The sequence below is a fragment of the Kribbella yunnanensis genome (genome assembly GCF_039529655.1).
Taxonomy (GTDB): Bacteria; Actinomycetota; Actinomycetes; order Propionibacteriales; family Kribbellaceae; genus Kribbella; species Kribbella yunnanensis.
The window spans coordinates 15,086-36,556 of sequence record NZ_BAAANF010000042.1; the positions used below are offsets into that span (position 1 = coordinate 15,086).

The 21,471-nt window shown below is 68.4% G+C and carries 15 protein-coding genes; 2 read left to right on the top strand and 13 right to left on the bottom strand.

Going from position 1 to position 21,471, the window contains the following annotated elements; genetic code table 11:
- Nucleotides 1–13 precede the first annotated feature (13 nt).
- The 7 genes from ABD231_RS41535 to ABD231_RS41565 form a co-directional block, all read right to left on the bottom strand.
- The gene (locus ABD231_RS41535; protein ID WP_344165884.1) at nucleotides 14–5,791 is read right to left on the bottom strand and encodes an Ig-like domain-containing protein; all 5,778 of its coding nucleotides are present in this window, start codon (nucleotides 5,789–5,791) and stop codon (nucleotides 14–16) included.
- Between the two features lie 105 nt (nucleotides 5,792–5,896).
- Nucleotides 5,897–7,858 carry a hypothetical protein gene (locus tag ABD231_RS41540; protein WP_344165886.1) on the bottom strand — a complete coding sequence of 654 codons (1,962 nt, stop codon included), beginning with the start codon at nucleotides 7,856–7,858 and terminating at the stop codon, nucleotides 5,897–5,899.
- A complete protein-coding gene (locus ABD231_RS41545; protein ID WP_344165888.1) occupies nucleotides 7,855–8,823 on the bottom strand; it encodes a glycosyltransferase family 2 protein in 969 nt (322 codons plus the stop codon). Before ABD231_RS41545 ends, ABD231_RS41540 begins: the two co-directional genes overlap by 4 nt.
- A 29-nt stretch (nucleotides 8,824–8,852) precedes the next feature.
- Nucleotides 8,853–10,400, bottom strand: a complete 1,548-nt coding sequence (locus ABD231_RS41550) for a gamma-glutamyltransferase (protein WP_344165890.1) — start codon at nucleotides 10,398–10,400, stop codon at nucleotides 8,853–8,855.
- Between the two features lie 6 nt (nucleotides 10,401–10,406).
- Nucleotides 10,407–12,977 (bottom strand): phenylalanine--tRNA ligase subunit beta, encoded by a 2,571-nt coding sequence (pheT, locus tag ABD231_RS41555; protein WP_344165892.1) that lies wholly within the window; start codon nucleotides 12,975–12,977, stop codon nucleotides 10,407–10,409.
- On the bottom strand, nucleotides 12,977–14,086 hold the full coding sequence (gene pheS, locus ABD231_RS41560; protein WP_344165894.1) for a phenylalanine--tRNA ligase subunit alpha: 1,110 nt from the start codon (nucleotides 14,084–14,086) through the stop codon (nucleotides 12,977–12,979). Before pheS ends, pheT begins: the two co-directional genes overlap by 1 nt.
- Nucleotides 14,087–14,451: 365 nt before the next feature.
- Entirely contained in the window at nucleotides 14,452–15,972 is a 1,521-nt protein-coding gene (locus ABD231_RS41565) for an MFS transporter (protein ID WP_344165896.1), read from the bottom strand.
- 50 nt (nucleotides 15,973–16,022) lie between these two features.
- On the opposite strand from ABD231_RS41565, the gene ABD231_RS41570 reads away from it, so the two are divergent.
- A complete protein-coding gene (locus tag ABD231_RS41570) occupies nucleotides 16,023–16,727 on the top strand; it encodes a TetR/AcrR family transcriptional regulator (RefSeq protein WP_344165897.1) in 705 nt (234 codons plus the stop codon).
- Between the two features lie 23 nt (nucleotides 16,728–16,750).
- Here the strand turns inward: ABD231_RS41570 and ABD231_RS41575 are convergent, their stop codons facing one another.
- The 6 genes from ABD231_RS41575 to infC form a co-directional block, all read right to left on the bottom strand.
- Entirely contained in the window at nucleotides 16,751–17,461 is a 711-nt protein-coding gene (locus tag ABD231_RS41575; protein ID WP_344165899.1) for a hypothetical protein, read from the bottom strand.
- Nucleotides 17,462–17,605: 144 nt separating this feature from the next.
- Nucleotides 17,606–18,502 (bottom strand): CehA/McbA family metallohydrolase, encoded by an 897-nt coding sequence (locus ABD231_RS41580; protein WP_344165901.1) that lies wholly within the window; start codon nucleotides 18,500–18,502, stop codon nucleotides 17,606–17,608.
- Nucleotides 18,499–19,311, bottom strand: a complete 813-nt coding sequence (locus ABD231_RS41585; RefSeq protein ID WP_344165903.1) for a TrmH family RNA methyltransferase — start codon at nucleotides 19,309–19,311, stop codon at nucleotides 18,499–18,501. The genes ABD231_RS41580 and ABD231_RS41585 overlap by 4 nt, the downstream gene beginning before the upstream one ends.
- 29 nt (nucleotides 19,312–19,340) lie before the next feature.
- Entirely contained in the window at nucleotides 19,341–19,727 is a 387-nt protein-coding gene (gene rplT, locus ABD231_RS41590; RefSeq protein WP_132414996.1) for a 50S ribosomal protein L20, read from the bottom strand.
- A 95-nt stretch (nucleotides 19,728–19,822) separates the two neighbouring features.
- Entirely contained in the window at nucleotides 19,823–20,017 is a 195-nt protein-coding gene (gene rpmI / locus ABD231_RS41595; RefSeq protein WP_132169842.1) for a 50S ribosomal protein L35, read from the bottom strand.
- An 86-nt stretch (nucleotides 20,018–20,103) separates the two neighbouring features.
- Nucleotides 20,104–20,841, bottom strand: a complete 738-nt coding sequence (gene infC, locus ABD231_RS41600) for a translation initiation factor IF-3 (RefSeq protein WP_344166058.1) — start codon at nucleotides 20,839–20,841, stop codon at nucleotides 20,104–20,106.
- A gap of 263 nt (nucleotides 20,842–21,104) precedes the next feature.
- On the opposite strand from infC, the gene ABD231_RS41605 reads away from it, so the two are divergent.
- Nucleotides 21,105–21,470 carry a DUF1844 domain-containing protein gene (locus tag ABD231_RS41605; RefSeq protein ID WP_344165906.1) on the top strand — a complete coding sequence of 122 codons (366 nt, stop codon included), beginning with the start codon at nucleotides 21,105–21,107 and terminating at the stop codon, nucleotides 21,468–21,470.
- Nucleotide 21,471 lies beyond the last annotated feature (1 nt).

Sequence of the window (21,471 nt, forward strand, 5' to 3'; positions counted from 1 at the left end):
CGCCGTACAGAAGTCAGCGGCGGGAGCGGACGAGGGCCAGGAGGGTGGCGCCCAGGGCGGTGAGGAGGGAGCCGAGGGTTAGCAGGACTGGTGGGGGGCCGCCGGTTTCGGGGAGGTCGCCGCGATTGAGCAGGCGGGGGTCTGGGGCGGGGGTGGCGGCGATGGTGAAGCGGATAGGGGCGGCTACAGGGGGTGCGCCGTTGGTGGAGGGGCGTTCGTAGGTGAGTTTGGTGGTGCCGGTGAAGCCGGGTGCCGGGGTGAGGCGGATGGTGCCGTCGGGGGTGACGGTCCAGGTGCCGGCGGTGGTGGTTGTCTGGCGGGTGCAGGTGGCGGGATCTACGCGGAGGCAGACCGGACCTGTGGCGCCGGTGTCGTTCAGAGACGGGTTGACGGCGACCGCGCCACCGGGTGAACCGGTTGCGGAGTCGGCGTTGGCGCGGGCTGGGCGGGGTGGGTCGACGGTGACGTCGAGGAGGGCGCTGCCAGTGGTGCCGTTCTCGTCGGTGACGCGGTAGGCGAGTGACCTGGTCGAGCCGATGAAGTCCTTGACCGGGGTGAACGTGATGATCCCGTCCGCACCAACCGCGAACACGCCCTCGTCGGAGACAGTCACGGTCTTCTTGTCGCGACCGTCCCCAGGATCACGCAGTACGACGCTCGCCGGGGTCAGTGGCGCTGATGCATCACCGGGGCGGTCGTTGCTCAGTACGTCGACCGCGACCGCCGTACCGAAGGCTGTCCGGGCGCTGTCGTCGCGCACCACCGGCAGGACCGGCGTCACCGTCACACTGAGCGTGGAGCGAGCGCGGTTGCGGTTGCTGTCCTTCACCTCGTAGGCCACCGGCCGCGTGCCGCCGACGAACCGTGCCTCCGGAGTGAACGTGACCTTGCCATCGGCAACGACGTACTCGCCCTGTCCGGCGACTGTGACCTGCCTGACCAGCGCGGCATCGGGGCCGACCAGCAGCAGCGTCTCCGGATCGAACTTCGCCCCCGGCCCTGGTACGTCGTTCGCGATCGGATCGATCACCACGGGCAGGTGCTGCTTCGTGCGCACCTGATCCGGATGCGCGACCGGACGCGCCTGGACGGTGACCGACACAGTCGCCGTACCGATCGTGCCGTTGCCGTCGACCACCTGGTAGCCGACCGGAACCGTCGTACCGACGAAGCCAGCAGCCGGCGCGAACCGCACCCCACCGGAAGGCTGCACGGTGAACAGCCCCTGCCCCTCAACCTCCAGCACCGACACGACCTCGCCGGACCCCGGATCGATCAACCGAACCGCACCCAGCGGCGCCGACGGATCACCGGGCTTGTCGTTCGCGAGCACCGGCACCGTCAACACCGTGTCGTACGGCGTGACCGCCTTGTCGTCTGCCGCGACCGGAACCACCGGCGTGACCGTCACCGCGATCGTTGACGTCGCGAGGTTGCCGCTGGAGTCCTTCACCCGATAGGCGATCGACAGTACGCCGCGGAAGGCGGGCACCGGATCGACGACCACCCGACCGGTCGTCTCGTTGACCGTGACGATCCCCTGGCCGGTCAGCGCCGCGATCCGGACCCAGCTCCGCGTGTTCACGGAGTAGACCTCGACCGAGCCCTTCTCCAGCTCGGCGCCGGTCCCGGGCTTGTCGTTGTCCAGCGGTTCCACGCCCAGCGTCACGTTCTGCTTGGTCGTCGCGACATCCGCGACCGCCTCCGGCCCCTTGCCGACCGTCAGGAACAGCAGGCCTTCGACCGTGGTCCCGTTGTCGTCAGCGATCCGGTACGTCGCCGGTGTCGTCACCCCCTGGAAGTCCTTCACCGGCGCGAACGTGATCGACCCGTCGGCGGTGACCGTGTAGGTGCCCTCACCGGCCTGCGTGAACGTCTTCCCGTACCCGTCCTTCGTCTTCAGCACCAGACTCGCCGGGACCAGCGGCGCCGACGGATCACCCGCTTTGTCATTGGCCAGTACGACGACCGTGATCGCCTGGTTGAACGGCGTGATCGCCGAGTCGTCCATCGCGACCGGCCAGATCGGCGTGACCGTCATCGTGAGTGTCGAGGTTCCGAACGTGCCGTTGGAATCCGCGACGCGATAGGTGATCGGCGTCGCCGGACCGTGGAACTTCGGCAGCGGATCGAAGACGACCATCCCGGTCGGCTGCACGGTGTAGGTCCCCTGCCCGGCCACCGTGATCGTCTTCCCATAGCCCTTCGCCCGGGCTTCCGGCGCGAGCAACTCAACGGTGGTCGGATCGAGTTCTGCGTCGGTACCCGGGCTGTCGTTGGACAGCACGTTCACACTCACCGTGAGGTCCTGCAGCGTGGTAGCGCGGTCCGCGACCGCGACCGGTGGGAAGCCGACTGCGATCGTCAGCTTGGCCGTCGTCAGCGTCCCGTTGCTGTCGCCCACCTGGTAGGTCAGCGGCGTCCCCGGCCCACGGAACGTCGCGCCCGGATCGAACCGGACCGCTCCCCCGGCGGCGGTGTAGACGCCCTCGTTCAGGATGCTGACCGTTGCCTTCAGCAACCCGTCGGCCGGGTCGGTGAGCAGCAGGCTGGTCGGCAGCAGCGGTGCGGTCGGGTCGCCCGGCTTGTCGTTCGCGAGCACCTGCACAGTGACCGGCTTGTCGTACGGCGTCCGCGCGGTGTCGTCGACCGCCACCGGAGTGATCGGCGTGACGGTCACCGCGATCGTCGACCGAGCGACCTGATCGAACCAGTCCATCACCCGATAGGTCAGCGCAGTCGCCGTACCGGTGAAGCCCGGCAGCGGATCGACCGTCACCGTCCCGTCCGGATTCACCTGGTAGGCAGCCTGTCCCGGAACCTTCACCAGCTTCTTCATCGACCCGTCAGCGGGATCCAGCACCGCCACACTGAGCGGATCGAGCCCGGTCCCGCGCCCAGCGGTGTCGTTCGCGAGCGGGTCCAGGGTGAACGGGACGTTCTGCTTCCCCGTTGCGGTGTCCGGTTTCGCGGTCGGCGCAGGCGGCTTCGCGACTGTCACGGTCAGCTGCGCAGAGGCCGCCGTACCGTTGACGTCCGCGACGCGATAGATGAGCGCCGCCGTCACTCCCACGTACGTCGGCAGTGGGTCGACCGTGATCTCGCCGTCCGGCGTCACCGTGTACGTCGCCTCGCCGTCGACGACCACTGTGGTCTTCGGCTCCTGTGTCTTCGGATCGAGGACTCGCACGCTGCTCGGCACGAGTGGGACCGCTGGGTCGCCGGCCTGGTCGTTGGACAGCACCGAAACCGTGACTGCGGTGTCGTAGGGAGTCACTGCGCTGTCGTCCGACGCATCGGGCTGCACCTTCGTGACGCGCATGGTCAGTACCGCGTTGCCGATCGCCCCGTTCGCATCGGCGACCTGGTAGGTGACAGGTGTCGCCGTACCGCTGAATGCAGGCACTGGCTCGAACAGCAGCTTGCCGTCCGGGCGCGCGGTGTATTTGCCCTGCCCGGGCACGACCAGCGACGTCACCGGCTCGGTGCGCGTCGGCTGGACGAGTCGGAGGGTGTCCGGCCGCAGTACGGCGCCAGTCGGGCCAGGCTTGTCGTTGTCGAGGACCGCGACCACGACGGACCGGCCTTGCAGCGTGGCGACCGTGTCTGGGTTCGCCACTGGCGGTCCGGGCGCGTCAACGGCGACTGTGAGCTTGGCGCGAGCTGCAGTCCCGTTCTTGTCGAGCACTTGGTAGGTGAGCGGCGTACCGACGCCATGGAAGCCGTGAGTCGGCTGGAACGCGACCTTGCCCCCGGCCACCACGTACGTGCCCTCACGCGCGATCGTCACGGTGTCCACGAGCGTGTGCTTGACCGGATCGACCAGCTTCAGGGTGGCGGGGTCGAGTGGTGCATCCGGTGAGCCCGGCAGGTCGTTGTCCAGCACCGGTACGACGGCGTCGGTGTCGAACGCGGTAGAGGCCGAGTCCCCGTTGGCGATCGGCTGCACCGGTGTCACGGTGACGGTCAGGGTGGACTCGGCGGTCTGACCGGTCGTGTCGGTGACGCGGTACCCGATGGAGGTCCCGACCCCGGTGAATTGCCGCACCGGGACGAAGTCGACGGCTCCGGTCGGCTTCGCGGTGTACTGCCCCTCACCGGGGATCACCACAGTCTTCTTGAACTTCGTGTCGGCCGGATCGCGCAGCACCACCGAGCCGGCGACCAGCGTCACCCCTGGGGCTGCTTGGTCGTTCGCAAGCGGCCGGAGCGCGAGGCTAACGTTCTGCGGCGTCTTTGCAGTGTCGGGAGCCGCCACCGGAGCAGCAGGCAGCGCGACAGTGACAGTGAGCTTGGCGGTTGCAGTGATGCCATTGCTGTCGGCCACGCGGTAGCTGACCGGCTTGGCGACCCCGACGAAACCAGGCACCGGCTCTACAGCGACCGTGCCGTCCGGCTTGGCCACGTACTTCGCTTGCCCGACCACGCTGAGCAGCACGCCGCACTTGTCGCCATCAAGCAGGCAAAGCGAGCCCGGCTCGAGCGGTGCGGCCGGATCACCCGGCAGGTCGTTGCCAAGCACCTTGACCGACACATCGGTGTTGAACGCAGTAGTGATGACATCGTCGTGCAGAACCGGCGGTGGCGGCGGGGTGATCTGCAGTTCGTAGTCCTCGACCTCACCAGCGTCGGCCGCACCGGTCGGTTTCGCCACAGCATCGCCGTACCCGACCCGCACCCGCGCGTACGTCGCTCCGGCCGTCGGCTTGGCGAACTTCGGCCAACTGAGCTTCACCGTCGTCTGCCCGGCAGCGAAATCAGCACAGGCGCGTTCGTTCGACTCGAACGAGCCGTTGCGGTCCAGATCGAGCCATGCGCACACCTGACCGGGCTTCGACGCACCAGCGAGCTTGGCCTCGACGCCGTACGACGTGGCGTTCGTCCTCAGCGGCGGGAACATCACACCGTCGTCAGCGGCATCGGGTGTGGTCGGACCGGTGGTCGCGTTGGCGACCGTGGTGTTGTCCTCGCTGGCGTCCTTGCCGAGCCGCACATCGCTCAGCACCGACCAGGCCGCGCCGTACGTCGCCGGTACGTCGCCGAAGTCCTCGCCAGCCGAGGCCAGCACCGAGAACGCGTCACCGGAGGAGGTGGTGTTGAACGCGGGCAGCTTGGCGTGCTTGGTGAAGTAGGCCGTCACATCGAAGCGGACCGTGCTCACAACGCCGTTCACTCGGACCGAACCGCACGCCGCAGTCGCACCGGCATCCGGACCGGTACCGGTCTTGCTGTTGATGCAGTTCGGACCGGTGTCATGGTTCGCGGCGGTGACGGTGTCGCTGGTGACCGCCAGGTTGTTGCCCTGCCCCGCTTTGCTCAGGCTGAGGCCCGGAGTGGTGAGTCGCAGGACGGAGTGCAACTCGGACTGCGCGGTCGGCTTGCCGTTGACGGTCTGCGTGACCGCACCGCCGAGCCCGGCCAGATGCAGCACCGGATTGCGCACCGGCCGGCTGAACGCGATCGTCACCGTACCCCGCTCGCCGCAGCTCCCGATCGCCGCACAGTCGCCGGTGTTGACGATCAGGTCCTGCGCCGGTGTCGTCCGTGCGATCGGCGGGCTGTACGTCGTCGGTCCGGTACCGCGGATGCCTGCGGTGGTCTCGTCGAGCAGCTCGGTCGCACCGGCCACCGTGATCGTCTGCTTCAGCCCTGAGCCCGGCATCGTCGCAGTCGCCGAACCACCTTGCTCGAACGGCTCCACCGGCACCTGATAGGCGGCAGTCTCCACACCTGTCATCGCCAGCACCACAGCCGTCAGCAAGACCAACGCCGCCGGTCGTGTCGCCCGCATGGTGCCGCCCTCCCGAGCATTCACGTCTTCCGCATGCATCGGCGCCGGGGCGGGCGGGCCTGCGTAGACCTTAACGGCCTGCGCGGACTCCATGTTACGGCTTCGCTACCCTCCGAGGTCGTAGATTTTGACCTTGCCGTTGCTGTGTCGCAACGGCGCCAGGTCGGCGAGTTTCGGCGACACGGCACCGGCGCGCGAGTCGGCGTACAGCCAGCGAACGCCGTACTGGTCGTGGAGGCGTTTCAGCAGGTCGGGAGTGGGGTTGGCGAAGGCCTGGGTGACGAGTGCGACGCGGTCGGGCCAGGGCGACGGCTGCTCGGTATACCGCCGACCGCCGACGCCCTGCGCAGCCATGGCTTCGTTGGTGTAGGCCCAGCCTTCGATGACGGTACGGCGGCCGGCCAGTCCGCTGACGATGTAGCCGCGGGCGTCGCAGCCGGGGGCCTTCGCAGTCACCGGACGGCACCAGGTGTTGGTCGCAACCACATCGGTCGGCGCACTGTTCTGTGCGAGCCAGGCCGCGCTCGCCTGCTCATCCGGGTAGACCCACTGCGGTGCGGAGCGGAAGAGCGGACCTGCTTCGGTGTCACCCTCGACGGCGTTCTGGACGAAGCTCTTGACCGGTGAAATGAACAAGAGCACCAGTGCCACGACCGCTAGGCGTTTCCGAGCAGTGGCGACCACCCAGCCCGCGGCGGCGAGGCTGAACGGTGTGGCGGTGTAAAGGAAGTAGGACTCGCTGACCCCCGGGTGGTCGATGAACAGATACCCGAGCCAGCCGACCACCATGGCGCCGATCAGGAACCACGCGACCGGATCACGTCGTACGACGAGGAAGCCGGCCAGGGACGCGGCTTGGATCAGCAGAACGCTGAGGAGCATCAACCCGGTGCCGATGACCGCGCCCTGGACCAGCGATGGGACGACTAGTCCGCCAACACCTGCTGGGGTGTGGTCGCCGGTGAGGCTCGAATAGCCAGGGCTGGTCTTCAGAATCGCCAGCAACTGGAGCTGCGAACCACTGGTGCTCCCAGCAACCGTGAGCAGCGTGAGCGCACCGACCGCTACCAACACGGCACCAGCGACGACAGTCTTAAGACGGAGTTGGTAGAGAGCAGCCAGCCCGACCGCACCGACCAGCACCGGCAGCACAGTGGGCTTCGAACCGCCACCGACGATGGCCAGCGCGAGGATGAGCACCCACAGCGAGCGAGGGCCGTTGCGGAAGAGCAGCTCGATCAGGAAGATGCCGACTGCGGCACAGGCGATCAGGCCGAAGGTCTGCGATGGGCTGAGGAAACTGACCGGTGGATTCACGTTGATGCTGGTGTCGACGAGCAGGTACAGCTGGGGCGCAGTCAGAGCTGCCGCGGCGAGCACTCCGGTCCACCAGGTCCGGCTGACTGTCCGAGCGAGCGTGGCACACACCAGAAGCGCAACCACAAACCATGGCAGCACCCACAACCGAAACAGCACCATGACTGGGCTGAGCCGAGCGACGTCGACAGCCGCGGCCATGTCGGCGTTCGCGAACCAGTGGTACTCCAGCCGCTCGCCCACGACCTGTGGCAGTTCCGGCGGCACTGCACGCGTCAGCTCACTCACCATCGACAGGTGGTACAGCAGGTCCTGGTAGTACGACGTCCCGTCCGGCGGCATCACGTGGTACGCCATGACACCGCGGATGGTGGCCGCGAGCATCAACGCCGAGGCAATCGCGAGTCCCCAAGTCCACCGCAGCGGTAACGGCTGCGGCTCGGCAATACGCCAGTGCGAACGCAGCCGCGGTAGAGCGAAGACGGCAAGGGTCAGCAGCGGCCAGAGGATCAGCCAGCGTTGCCAGCCGACTGCGGTGAACAACGCCCAGCCGACGAGCATCCAGGCGGCGCCGACGATCGCACCGAGGCCGAGGTCCTCAGCCCAGTTGCCCAGACTGCGCCAGACCGCCCGCAGGAGCAGGGTTCCCGGCAAAGCGATCGCGAGTGCGAAGTAGGCGGCGTACCGGAGTGTGTCCAGCGAATGAACAGCGACTAGGAGAGGGAGGAGCCAGGGCAAGGCCCGCTTCACCGCGTGGCTACCGGTTCCACACGCTTCTGGTCTTCGAGGCTGTCGTAGCCGACGAGGAACTGCGGCCGGCGCTGGCTCGACTGGAACAGCCGAGCCACGTATTCACCCAGCAACCCCAGACAAAGCAGCTGGATCGCGCCGATCACACTGACCGCGAGCACGGTCGACGTCCAGCCGGGGACACCGCGACCGGTCAGCTTGATCACCAGCGCACCGACGACGAACAGCGCGGACATCAGGCCACCGAGCAGGCCGAGCCACGTCGCCAGCCGCAGCGGCGCGGCTGAGAACGCGGTCACGCTGTCGAAGGCCAGCCGCGTCATCTTGGTCAGGTTGTACTTCGTCGACCCGGCCGCGCGCTCGGCGCGGATGTACGTCACCTCGGCACTCGGGAAGCCGAGCCACGGGATCACCAGGCGGAACACTCGACCATCCTCGGGCAGGGCGTTCACGGCGTCGACCACCCGACGCGACACCATTCGGAAGTCGCCCGCGTCGAACGGGATCTGCTTTCCGACCAGGCGGCACATCAGCCGGTAGTACAGCCGCGCGGTGGTCCGCTTCGGCCAGGAATCACTCGAGCGATCGGAGCGAACGCCGTACACGACGTCGAGGTCGCGCTCGCGCATCACGTGCAGGAACTCGGCGATCGTCTCCGGCGGATCCTGCAGGTCGGCGTCGATGGTGACCACGTATTGACCGCGGGCGCTGCGGAAACCGGCCGACTGCGCCGCCTGGTGACCGCTGTTCCGCAGCAGCCGGATCACCCGGAGCTGCGGCCAGTCCTTGGCCGCCTCGAGCAGCAGCGGCGCCGTACCGTCCCGGCTGCCGTCGTCGACGACCAGCAGTTCGTACGGCAGACCGAGGCCGTCGAGCAGCGGGTGCATCCGCTCGAAGAACATCGGCAGCACGGCTTCCTCGTCGTACATCGGCACCACGACGGAGAGCTCGGGGTCGATGTCCACGCCTGTCCAACGAGCGTGCGGCCCAAATGTTAGTCAGGCGGGGAGATCGCGACGGCCCCGGTACGGCGGGGGTCGCCGACCGCGATGAGGCCTTCCGACGGGTCCCAGAAGGCGGCTGCGACTCCACCGAAGTACATGGAGTGCGGCGGCATCGGGCGGGAGGGAAGGTTCGTCGTACCGGCCAATGGCAGGTCGTCCTCGTAGTCGACGATGACGTCGTCGCGGACCCGGACGTGCAGCCGCGGGTGCTCGACCGCCTCCGCCAGCGGCAGCCCGCCGTGCGTGTAGAGCGCGTAGACCTGCGCGAGCGCGGTCGGGATCCGGTCCGATCCGGGCGAGCTGATGGCCAGTACGGCGCCGTCGCTGTCGCGGCGGGCCACGCTCGGTGCCATGTTCGAGGTGAGGCGGGTGCCGGGCGCGAGGCTGTGCGGACCGCCGTGCAGCAGCTCCTGCTCGCCGAGCGCGTTGTTCAGCCAGATGCCGGTCCCGGGAGTCAGTACGCCGGAGCCGTAGCCGGACGAGACCGTGATCGCGCAGGCGTCACCCTCGTCGTCCACCACCGACACCGTCGCCGTACTCGGCGAGGTGAGCGCGCGCAGATCACCAGCCGACGCGAGCTCGAGCAGCTTCTGCCCTTCCAACTGCCGGACGTCTTCCGCATCCAGCTCAGCAAGGCGCCGCCCGAGAACCGCATGCTGTACGTCGACCAGTCGCTCGAGCTCGGTGGGATTCCAGCTGCCGTCGGCCGGGACGCCGTCCAGCAGCGCGAGCATTGCGGCGACTGCTACTCCGCCGACGGCCGGTGGCGGGTTGGTGGCGAGGCGCCAGCCGTTCTGCCGGACCATGAGCGCCGGGCGGACGATCGCCTCGTACGCCGCGAGGTCCTCGGCGTTGAGGATGCCGTCGTTCTCGGCCATGTCGTGGATCAGCAGCTGGGCCAGCTCACCGGTGTACAGCGTCTCGGCGCCGTCGCGAGCGATCAGCTGCAGCGCCTCGGCCAGCTCCGGGATGATCACCGTGCTACCGGCCTTGATGACCGTGCCGTCCTCGTCGTGCACGACGCCGTGGCTCGGCTGATGCCAGCCGAAGATGATCTCGTGGGTGAACCCGAGGTAGTACCCGGAGGTCCGGCTGAGCGGGAACCCGTCCCGAGCCACCTCGATCGCCGGCTGCACAACCTCGCGCCAAGGCGCCTTCCCCGACCGCCGGTGCGCGAGGTCGAGCGCCTTCAACCCGCCGGGGGTCGCGACCGAACCATGCCCGACAGTGGTCGTCGTACCGCCGCCGTAGTCGGTCGTGACATCCCAGACGCCACGCCCGAACGACTCCGGCGCCAGACCGCGGCCGGGCATCTCGACCCACCCGTCGATCGTCACCGCCTCAGATCCCGCAACCTGCAGGGTCACGAACCCACCCGAGGCCGGCGACACGACGCCGATCTCATTCACCATCGTGACAAGCGTCGCCGCAATCGCCGCATCCACCGCATTGCCACCCTCAGCAGCAACCCGCACGCCGGCCTCCGCGGCGGCAGCATTAGGCGCTGCCACCGCAACTCGCGGGTGTGCCCCGCTCATCGAACGTCAGCCCACTCGCTGGACGGCGCCGAAGCGTTCCACCGCAACCTGGACCGCGGCTTGGCGGGCTTCCGCGACCTCGGTGTCCTTCAGGGTGCGGTCGGTGGCGCGGAAGCGGAGGGCGAACGCTAGCGACTTCTTGCCTTCGCCGATCTGCTCACCGGTGTACAGGTCGAACAGCCGCACGGACTCCAGCAGCTCGCCCGCACCTTCGACCAGCGCCGCCTCGACCTCGGCCGCGGCCACGTCGGCCGCGACGATCAGCGCCACGTCCTCCTTGGCCACCGGGTACGACGAGAACGGCACCGCAGTCACAGATTCCGGACCGGCCGCGATCAGCGCCTCCAGGTCGAGCTCGACCGCACTCGACCGGGTCGGCAGGCCGAATGCCTGACAAACCTTCGGGTGCAGCTCACCCGCGTGACCGACGACCTTGCCGTCGACCGAGAACTCCGCGCAGCGACCCGGATGCCAGGGCGCCAGCTCGACGTTCTTCACAACCGGCTCGACGCCAACCGCCGAAGCGAGCAGACGCGCGATCTGGACCGCATCGGCCCAACCGGCCGGACGGCCCTTGCCCCACCAACCGGTCGGGGTCAACGCACCGGTCAGCACCACCCCGACATGCAGCGGCTGGTCGGGCAGAGCGTCGTACAGGGACTGGACGTCAGCGTCACTCGGCCGACCCTCGACCGACAACAGCGGCGCGGCCTTCGTCTCGGCCTTGGGCTTGAAGACCAGGCCGGTCTGGAAGATCGCCAGGTCGGTCTGACCGCGGCCGGTGTTGCGCTCGGCAGTCCGCAGCAGCGTCGCGAGCAGAGTCGTCTGCATCGACGGCTCTTCGTCCGAGATCGGGTTGACCAGCTTGACCGTCGTACGGCGCGCATCGTCCGCCGGCAGGCCCATCGCGTCGAAGTCGGCGGCACCGGTGAACGGATACGACACGACCTCAGTCAGCCCGGCCCCGACCAGCGCGGTCGCGACCCGGCGGCGACGCCGCTGCGACACCGTCAGCCCCTGCCCACCCGGCGCCGGCGGCAGCACCGACGGCACGTTGTCATACCCGAACAGCCGAATCGCTTCCTCGGCAAAGTCGTTCGGGTCCCGCAGATCGGGCCGCCACGACGGCGGAGTCACGCTCAGCAGATCGTTCCCAGCCAGACTCGCAGGAGCGGTCCGCTCCCCCACAACCGCGATCGCCGGAGCAAGGACGCCAACCGCCAACGCGGCCGGTACGGCGTCCGCCGCGGCCGGCTCGATCTCGCAGCCGACCGCGTGCAGGTGGCGCAGGGTCTCCTCGATCGTGATCGGCGCACCGGCCACGCGGGCAGCGTGGTCGGCGCGGATGACGACCGGCGCCGGCTGCGGGTGCGTGTCGACCACGGTCTCGTCGTCGAGGATGGTGCCGCCCGCGAGCTCGGCCAGGAGATCGGCCACCCGCTGAGCGGCGTACCGCGGCAGCTGCGGGTCGACCTCGCGCTCGAACCGCCGCGACGCCTCCGACGACAGCTTGTGCCGACGGGACGCGCGCGCGATCACGATCGGGTCGAAGTGCGCGGCCTCGATCACCACGTCGGTCGTCGTGTCGGAGATCTCGGTGGACGCGCCACCCATCACCCCGGCGATACCGATCGCGCCGGAATCGTCGGTGATCAGCAGATCCTCGGTGTCCAGCTCACGCGTCTGATCGTCGAGCGTCACCAGCTTCTCGCCGGACGTGGCCCGCCGTACGACGATCTCGCCGCTCAGCCGGTCCTTGTCGTAACCGTGAATCGGCTGGCCGAGCTCGAGCATCACGTAGTTGGTCACGTCGACGCCGATCGAGATCGGCCGCATCCCGGCCGCGAGCAGCCGCTTCTGCAACCACCGCGGGGACAACGCCTTCGCGTCGATCCCGGTCACCGTGCGCGTGACGAACGTCGTACAGCCGTGGGTGTCGTCGACCCGCACCGGGTAACCACCTGCACCCGAGCCGGTCAGCTTCAGCGCGGCCGGGTCCTTCAGCGGAACGCCGTACGCCGTGGCTGCCTCGCGGGCGACACCACGGATCGACAGGCAGTAGCCGCGGTCCGGCGTGACGGCGATGTCGAGGACGTCATCGGTCAGCGACAGCAGCGCGATGGCGTCGTCGCCCGGGGTGCCCTCACCAGGCTCCAGTACGACGATGCCGTCGGTACCGTCGTCGCCGAGACCGAGCTCGGTGCTCGAACAGATCATCCCGTTGGAGACGTGACCGTAGGTCTTCCGGGCGGAGATCGCGAAACCGCCCGGCAGCACCGCGCCCGGCAGCACGACCACGACCAGGTCGCCGACCTCGAAGTTGTGCGCACCGCAGACGACCCACTGCGGCTCGTCCTTGCCGATGTCGAGCGAGCACCAGCGGATGGTCTTGCCGTTCTTCTGCGGCTCGTTCTCGTACGTCAGGACCTTGCCGACCACCAGCGGACCGGTCAGGTCGGACTCCTCGACGGTCTCCACCTCGAGACCCGCCCGGACCAGCTGCTCCCCGAGGGCACGACCGGTCACCTCGGCCGGCAGCTCGACGTAATCACGAAGCCACGACAGTGGGACCCGCATCAGATCTCCATCCCGAACTGGCGGCTGAACCGCACATCACCCTCGACCATGTCCCGCATGTCCTCGACGCCGTTGCGGAACATCAGCGTCCGCTCCAGACCCATTCCGAAGGCAAAACCGGAGTACCGGTCGGTGTCGATCCCGCAGGCGCGCAGGACGCGCGGGTTGACCACACCGCAACCGCCCCACTCGATCCAGCCCTCGCTGCCACAGGTGCGGCACGGGCGATCCGGGTTGCCGACTGACTCGCCGCGGCAGACGAAGCACTTCAGATCGACCTCGGCCGACGGCTCGGTGAACGGGAAGAAGTTCGGCCGCAGGCGGGCCTCGAGGCCCTCACCGAACATCGACACGACGAAGTGGTCGAGCGTGCCCTTCAGGTGCGCGAGCGTGATGCCTTCGTCCACGACCAGGCCCTCGACCTGGTAGAAGACCGGCGTGTGCGTCGCGTCCAGCTCATCGGTGCGGAACACGCGGCCCGGGCAGATCACGTAGATCGGCGGCTTGCGGGTCAGCATCGACCGCGCCTGCACCGGCGACGTGTGCGTGCGCAGGACCTTGCCGGAGCCGGCCGGCTCGACGAAGAAGGTGTCCTGCATCTGCCGCGCCGGGTGATCCGGCTGGAAGTTCAGCGCGTCGAAGTTCAGCCACTCGGCCTCGATCTCCGGCCCCTCGGCGACATCCCAACCGAGCGCGGTGAACACATCCGCGACCTGCTCGGAGATCAGCGACAACGGGTGCCGCGCGCCGAGCTCCGGCGTGTGCCACGGCAGCGTCACGTCGACCCGCTCGGTCGCGAGCATCCGCTCCTCGTGCTCGGCCTCGAGCACCACGAGCCGCGCGGCGAACGCCTCGGTGACCGCCTTGCGCGCGGAACCGATCCGCTGCCCGGCCTCCTTGCGGCCCTGCGGCGGCAACGCCCCGATCTCCCGGTTCGCCAGCGCGATCGGCGACTTCTCGCCCAGGTGCGCCGCCTTCGCCTCCTGCAGGGCAGCCAGATCGGCCGCCTCGGAAAACGCCTTCAGCGCCTCGTCGCGGCTCCGCTCCAGCGCTTCGGCATGCAACGGCGTCACTTCGACCGGGTCGTACTGCGTGTTGGGACCGGACATGGCTCGCTCTCGGTTCGGAACTTCTGCGACTTGCAGTCTAAGAAGTTCCACCCCCAGACCGTGAATCGGCCGTCCACAACCCCCACCCCGCGCCCCCTCACCCCGACTCACCGCCCGCCCCCACCTCGCCGTACCGCACGTTCCCCCACCCATACCGCAGGTTGCCCACCGAGCCAGGGGGTTGCCCCCGCGAAATCTCAAGAGGCAACCCCCCATCTGAGCGGGCAACCCCCGATCCTCCCCGCCAACCCCCCACCGGAGGGGTTATCCCCTGGGTTGGGGGGTTGCCCATCGAGAATCTCAGCGGGCAACCCCCCAGCTGAGGGGGCAACCATCGCGGGGCTGGGTTCAGCGGTCGGCTGGGTTCAGCGGTCGGGGGTGGACTCGGACGGGGCGAGGACGGGTTCGGGGGTCGCGGTGCGGCGGCCGGGGAGAACGAGCAGGGCGACGAGGGCTCCGGCTAGGGCGCCGACCAGGCCTACGGTCATGGCGATGGTCATGGCGTTGGTGAAGGACTCGCGGGCTGCGGCGGCGAACTCCGAGCCGAGGGCGAGGGTGGCGGCGATGGAGTCGCGGGCTGCTTCGGGGACCGCGGCGGGCAGGTTGGCGGAGTAGGCGGCGGCCAGGACACTGCCCAGTACGGCGACCGACAGCGCACCGCCGGTTTGCTGGACCGTGTCGTTCATCGCGGAACCGACACCGCGGTGTTCGGCGGGGACGGCTTGCATCAACAGCGTGTACGCCGCCGGTCCGGCGAGGCCGCCGCCGATCCCCATCACCATCAGACCAGCGATCAGCAGGCCGTAACCCGTCGTACCGGAGACCTGGGACAGGATCGCGAACGCACCGGCGATGACTGCCAGGCCGAGCGCGATCAGCGTCCGGTCGGCGAGCTTCTTGCCCAACGTCGCGCCGAGCACGTTGAAGACGGTCGCGGCGACGGCGTACGGGATGAGCGCCAGGCCGGCCTTCAGCGGGCTGTAGCCGAGGACGAACTGCAGGTACTGGGTCAGGGCGAGCATCAGACCGCCTGCGGTGAAGGACAGCAGCACGATCGAGAAGCTCGTCCCGCTGAACCGGCGGTCCTTGAAGAGCTCGAGCGGAACCATCGGGTGCGCGCTCCCCTTCTCCCAGAACGCGAACGCCGTCAGCGCCACGGCCCCGACCACCAGCGCACCAAGGACTTCCGCCGAACCGAACCCGTTGGTGGGGATCTCGATGATCGCCCACACGACGGACGCCATCCCGATGACAGTCAGTACGGCGCCGATCGGGTCGACGTTCCTTGCCGGGCCGCGGGATTCCGGGATCAGCACGATCGCACCGATGATCGCGACCACGGCGATCGGCACGTTCAGCAGGAAGATCGAGCCCCACCAGAAATGGTTCAGCAGGACGCCGCCGACGGTCGGGCCGGCGATCACGCCGACCATCGCGACCATCGACCACCCGGCCATGGCCTTGCGCTGCTCCTCCGGCGGGAACACGGTGAATAGCAGCGACAGCGTGCTCGGCATCAGCAGCGAACCACCGACCCCCATCAGACCTCGGGCGGCGATCAGTTGCCAGGGCGTGTCGGCCAGCGTGGCCAGCAGCGACGCGGCGCCGAACAGGACCAGGCCGATCAGCAGCATCTTTCGGCGGCCGAAGCGGTCGGACAGGCTGCCCGCGGTCAGCAGCAGACCCGCGAAAGCCAGGATGTAGGCGTCGATCACCCATTGGATGTCGGCGGGAGTGGCCCCCAGATCGCGCATCAGCGACGGGATGGCCAGGTTGAGCACGGTGTTGTCGACGACGAGCACCATCAGGCTCAGACACAGAATCAGCAAAATCCACCAGCGTCGCGGGTGTCCGGTCACTGTGGACTCGTACGGTGTACTAGTCACTCGCACACTGTACGACACAACTCGCACAGTGTTCCAGTAGGATGTTCTGCGTGAAGGAATCGATCTGGACCAGGCAGCAGAAGGCGGCACCCGCACGCGAGACGCTCACCCGGGAGCAGATCGTCCGCGCCGCCCTGGAGTCACTCGACGCCGAGGGCCTGGCCGGCCTCAGCATGCGCAAGCTCGCCGCCAAACTCGGTTCCGGCGCCACCAGCCTCTACTGGCACGTCCCGACCAAGGACGACCTGATCGACCTGCTCATCGACGAGGTCTGGGGCGAGATCGACATCCCCGAACCCGAACTGGCCGGCTGGCGCAGCGGCCTGCTGCTGTTCGCACACAGCATGCGCTCGACGATCATGCGGCACCCCTGGCTCCCCGAGGTGATGTACACCCGCCCGAGCATGGGCCCGAACGCGATGACGATGGGCACCCGCGGCCTCGCCCTGATCGCCGCCGCCGGCATCACCGGCCGCACCGCCGACTTCGCCCTCGGCACCGTGATGTCCTTCATCCTCGGCAGCGCGGGCGGCGAAGTCGCCACCCGCGAGATGGCCCGCCGAGGCGGCCAGTCCGTCGATCAGCTCGCCGCCGACGTCCTCGAGAGCACCCAGAACATCGCCGACCCCGTCATGCAGGAGTCCGCCCGCCGCCGCGCCACCGGCGACATCGACGGCATGTTCTACGACTCCTTCACCTACGGCCTCGAACTGATCCTCGACGGCCTGACCGCCAAGTCCCAGCGCCCGAAGTAGCTCCCCCGGGCGCTGGGGTCGGATCACGCGGTGAGGCCGAACCAAGGGCCCTTGGCGAGTTCGGTGTTGAGGACTTCGCGATCGCCAGGGTCCGCGACGAGTTCGGTCAGCTGGCGGGCACGGCGGAGTTCGGCGCCGGCTTCGGCTGGTGCACCAGTTGCGGCGAGAGCTCGCGCGAGGGCTTCGCGGGCGAAGGGCTCATCCCAGTCGGCCATCTGGTCACGGTGGGTCTCGACCAGTTGCAGGCAACGCCGGGCATGGCTCAGACCCAGCTCAGCACGACCGATGCGCAACGCGACTCGGGCGATCAGGTGCTCACCGCGGACATGGTTCGCCTCGTTACCGGCTTCGAGCCAATGCAGGCAGGCGGCATAGGCGCCGTACAGGAGTCGTTCCTGGTCGAGCACCGGGCTGGTCTCGTCGATCTGGTCGAGCAGATCCCAGGTCTCGTTGTTGAGCTCAACCCCGAAGTACCGATGCAGCTCGCGCCCCTCGACCAGCTCGGTGGCGACCTTCCCCATCAACTCACCCCAGCTGACGACGCCGTACTCCCGCGCCACCGTCAGCTGCGCGTCTCGCAACGTGAAGCTCTCCGCATCCACGTACGCCGGATGGTGCGCCCGAGCCCGCTCGATCGCATCCGGCCGTCCCTTGCTGACAGCCTTCCGCAGGTCTTTGGCTCGCGTCCGCAACTGACTCAAACTCGCCTTCGCAGGCAGCGGCATGGTCGACATGACGATCCTTCCAGGACAACCCGCTCCGCTGAACCAGGCCGTCCCGAAGGGGTCACCGGCCATCACAAGTTCGTCGTACTCCCAGGTGCACTCAGTGCTTGCCGCGAAGAAGAGGCGCCCTGGCGCGCGCTGCCTACACCCTACCTAACGATGGATGGGGTTGGTCCAGGCTCGGCGGCCGGTGGTGTCTTCGACGGTGATGCGGCAGTGGGTGCCTGCGAACAGGGTCAGGGGAAAGGTGCACTCGGTGAGGTTAGTGCCTTGGATGACTTCGGCGCCGGGGTGGCCGCCGGTGAGGAGGATTTTGGTGGCGGGTGAGCAGTGGATGGTGACGCTGTCGCTGCCGAGGTGTACGGCGTGGATCTCGGGGCCGGTGCTGGAGTAGAAGTGGCCGGCTTTGAGGGCGGTCAGGAGGGCGCCCGGGATGAGGGACTCTGCTCGGACGTGGACCCAGGCTTGGCACGGGGGCGGGTCTTGGGGTTGCAGGTGAGCGTCGTCGGCGGCGTAGGTCGTGAGGCGGTGACCGCGGTTGAGGAGGACGTCGGTGAGGTGCCAGCTGTCGCCGCGGTTCTCGCCGTCGGCCAGGGCGTTCTGGACTTCTACGGAGTGCGCGGCGTCGAGGCTTTCGGCGTCGGCGAGCGTCAGGAGCGAGGCCGACGGGTGGGCCATTCCGATGAAGGCTCCGGCGGCGCGGGCGCGACGGGCGATCTCCGGGCCGGTCTCACCGTCGGCTGGTGGTGGGAAGTCCAGCGGGAGGCCCGCGGCGATGATGTGCCACTCCTGGCCGAGCTCGGTGGCCGGGGCGTGCAGCTCGGCACCGATCAGGGTGGTGAAGTTGTCGGACCGTAGGTCTCGAGTGTCGGTGATCGGGTAGCCGTACTCAGGGCGGAAGTGGTCGGTGATCGCGAGGAAGTCGTAGCCGGCGTCGCGGTAGATGGTCGCGGTGTCGGATGGGGACAGCGCGCCGTCGGAGCGGTCCGAGTGGGTGTGCAGGTTGCCGCGCCAGAACCGTCCGGGTACGTCGAACGGGAGGCCGGTCATCGGCGGTGGGCTCGGGCTGAGGCGTAGAGGCAGATGGCGGCGGCGGTGGCCAGGTTGAGGGACTCGGCGCGGCCGTAGATGGGGACTTTGACGGAGTGGTCGACGAAGGCGTCGAAGCCGTCGGGGAGGCCGTGGGCCTCGTTGCCGAAGAGCCAGACTGTGGGTTTGGCGAGGGTGCCGTCGTCGATGCAGGTGTCGAGGTCGGTGGTGCCGTAGCCGTCGGCGGCGAGGACCTGGAGGCCTTGGGCTCGCCAGGTGGTGGCGGCGGTCGCGAGGTCGGCGTCGACGGTGATCGGCAGGTGGAAGATGCTGCCGACGCTGGCCCGGACGGCCTTCGGATTGTGTGGGTCGACGGACTCGGTCGACAGTACGACGGCATCCGCGCCGGCGGCGTCCGCCGTACGGATCAAGGTCCCGACGTTGCCGGGGTCGCGCACCTGGAAGCCGGCGGCGACCAGACGGGCAGTCGGGAGAACCGCCTGCTCCAGGGAGACGTCGACGAGTGAGCAGACCGCGACGACACCTTGTGAGGTGACGGTCTCGCTCAGGGCCTCGACGCCGGCCCGGTCGACGTCGAACCACGGTACGTCGGCCGCGGCGGCCAGGTCGCGGAGATCGCGATGACGCGTGGCCACGGAAGGTTCGGCGTACACCTCGAGGACGAGCTCGCGATGTTCGAGCGCCTCGCGAACCGCTTGCGGGCCTTCGGCCAGGAAGCGGCCGGTCTTGCGGCGGAACGCACGAGTGGCGAGCCGCCGGGCCTGCTTGATCCGCACGGATTGCGCGGTCAGCAGACCAGGGCTCGCCACTCGGGTGCTACGTCCGGAAACGGTAGTGCTCAGGCCGCGCTGGTCGGCGCGTTGACGTCGGCCGGCAGGGCAGCCTTGGCCAGCTGCACGATCGCGGAGAACGCCGCCGGGTCGTTGACAGCCATGTCGGCGAGGATCTTGCGGTCGACCTCGATCTCGGCCAGGCGCAGACCCTGGATGAAACGGTTGTAGGTCAAGTCCTCGGCGCGGACCGCAGCGTTGATGCGCTGGATCCACAGCTTGCGGAAGTCGCCCTTGCGCGCCTTGCGGTCACGGTAGGCGTAGACGAGCGAGTGGGTGACCTGCTCCTTGGCCTTGCGGTACAGCCGCGAGCGCTGGCCGCGGTAGCCGCTGGCCTGCTCGAGTACGACCCGGCGCTTCTTGTGGGCGTTGACTGCCCGCTTCACGCGTGCCATGAGGTGTTACTCCTTGGTTCTGCGCCGCGACCGTGCTGAGGCGGTACGGCGGGGTTGTTCGGGGGAAGGGCCGAGGCCCGGTGGAGGCGGGAGCCTCAGATGCCGAGAAGCTTCTTGGCCTTCTTGGCGAACGACGGCGCGACCTCGACCGTGCCGCTCAGCCGGCGCTTGCGCTTCGACGACTTCGCCTCGGCGAGGTGGCGGACACCGGTCTGCTCGCGGCGCAGCTTGCCCGAGCCCGTGACGCGGACGCGCTTCTTCATCCCCGAGTGGGTCTTCATCTTCGGCATGGCTAATGAACTCCTGAATTGTTCTTTCGTTGACTCGAACACAGTGCTGTGGTGCTCCGGCCGGTCGCCCCGGCCGGAGCGAACCGTCACTCCGGGTCGAGGTTGTCTGCCGGACCCTTCGGCTTCTTCGTGGCGCCGGCGGCGATCTCGGCCTCGTGCGCCTTGATCTGGGCGGCGCGCTCGACGCGCTCCGCTTCCAGCTCGGCCTCACGCTCGGCCTGCTTCTTCGCCTTCTCGGCGTCCACGTCCACGCGCGCCTCGGACTTCTTCTTGTGCGGTCCGAGAACCATGATCATGTTCCGGCCGTCCTGGCGGGCGTTCGACTCCACGAAGCCGAGCTCGCTGACGTCCTCGGCCAGCCGCTGCAGCAGCCGGAAACCGAGCTCCGGGCGCGACTGCTCGCGACCGCGGAACATGATGGTGATCTTCACCTTGTCACCGGCACGGAGGAAGCGGACGACGTGACCCTTCTTGGTCTCGTAGTCGTGCGGGTCGATCTTCGGCCGCAGCTTCATCTCTTTGATGACGGTGTTGGTCTGGTTCCGGCGGGACTCGCGCGCCTTCTGCGCGGTCTCGTACTTGTACTTGCCGAAATCCATCAGCTTGCAGACCGGCGGGCGGGCCGTGGCCGCAACCTCGACCAGGTCGAGATCGGCTTCCTGTGCCAACCGCAGTGCGTCCTCGATCCGGACGATGCCTACCTGCTCACCGTTCGGTCCGACCAGTCGCACCTCGGGAACGCGGATGCGCTCGTTGACGCGCAGTTCAATGGTGATGGGTCCTCCTGGGTTGTTCTGATACGGGTGCCACTCGTCATTTCGCAGGGACTCCCTCGGAAATGACGAAAGGCCCTCGTGCGACGTGCACACGAAGGCCCAATTCCCTGATCCCCGGCTCACCAACCGCTTCACGGTGGTACGCCGTACGATCGCCGAGACCGGAATCTCGGCGTTGACCGGGACCCGCCGACTGTTCATCAGCTGGGTGGGAGGTGGCCCTCCGCTTGGATCCAACCACCGGAGCTCCTCGGGTATTCCACCCATGGGGCACCGCCAGACCGGATCGGTCGCTATGCAACAGTAACACCATGACCGACGAACTCTCCACTCCGCAGCCTGCAACCGCCTCCCGTGACATCGCCGAGGTACCGAGTGTGGAGATCATCTCGACCGCCGCCCTGCACCTGCTGAGCGCGGCCGCCGTCAACCTCGGCCTGGCCGAGGACCTCCCCGAGCACAAGGATCTCGACGAGGCCCGCTCCCTGATCGACGCGCTGGCCGGCCTGCTCGACGCCGCGGCGCCGTCCCTCGGTCATCACCACGCCGCCCCGCTGCGCGACGGCCTCCGCTCGCTGCAGCTCGCCTTCAAGGAAGCCTCGTCGATCCCGGACGAACCAGGCGCCGGCCCCGGCGAGAAGTACACCGGGGCCGTCTACCCGACTGCTGCCCGCTGAC

What these genes read in the sequence shown, in the direction of transcription:
- ABD231_RS41535 (WP_344165884.1), bottom strand. Translation starts at nt 5,791, where the DNA reads ATGCGGGCGACACGACCGGCGGCGTTGGTCTTGCTGACGGCTGTGGTG.
- ABD231_RS41550 (WP_344165890.1), bottom strand. Translation starts at nt 10,400, where the DNA reads ATGAGCGGGGCACACCCGCGAGTTGCGGTGGCAGCGCCTAATGCTGCC.
- pheT (WP_344165892.1), bottom strand. Translation starts at nt 12,977, where the DNA reads ATGCGGGTCCCACTGTCGTGGCTTCGTGATTACGTCGAGCTGCCGGCC.
- pheS (WP_344165894.1), bottom strand. Translation starts at nt 14,086, where the DNA reads ATGTCCGGTCCCAACACGCAGTACGACCCGGTCGAAGTGACGCCGTTG.
- ABD231_RS41575 (WP_344165899.1), bottom strand. Translation starts at nt 17,461, where the DNA reads ATGTCGACCATGCCGCTGCCTGCGAAGGCGAGTTTGAGTCAGTTGCGG.
- ABD231_RS41580 (WP_344165901.1), bottom strand. Translation starts at nt 18,502, where the DNA reads ATGACCGGCCTCCCGTTCGACGTACCCGGACGGTTCTGGCGCGGCAAC.
- rplT (WP_132414996.1), bottom strand. Translation starts at nt 19,727, where the DNA reads ATGGCACGCGTGAAGCGGGCAGTCAACGCCCACAAGAAGCGCCGGGTC.
- rpmI (WP_132169842.1), bottom strand. Translation starts at nt 20,017, where the DNA reads ATGCCGAAGATGAAGACCCACTCGGGGATGAAGAAGCGCGTCCGCGTC.
- ABD231_RS41605 (WP_344165906.1), top strand. Translation starts at nt 21,105, where the DNA reads ATGACCGACGAACTCTCCACTCCGCAGCCTGCAACCGCCTCCCGTGAC.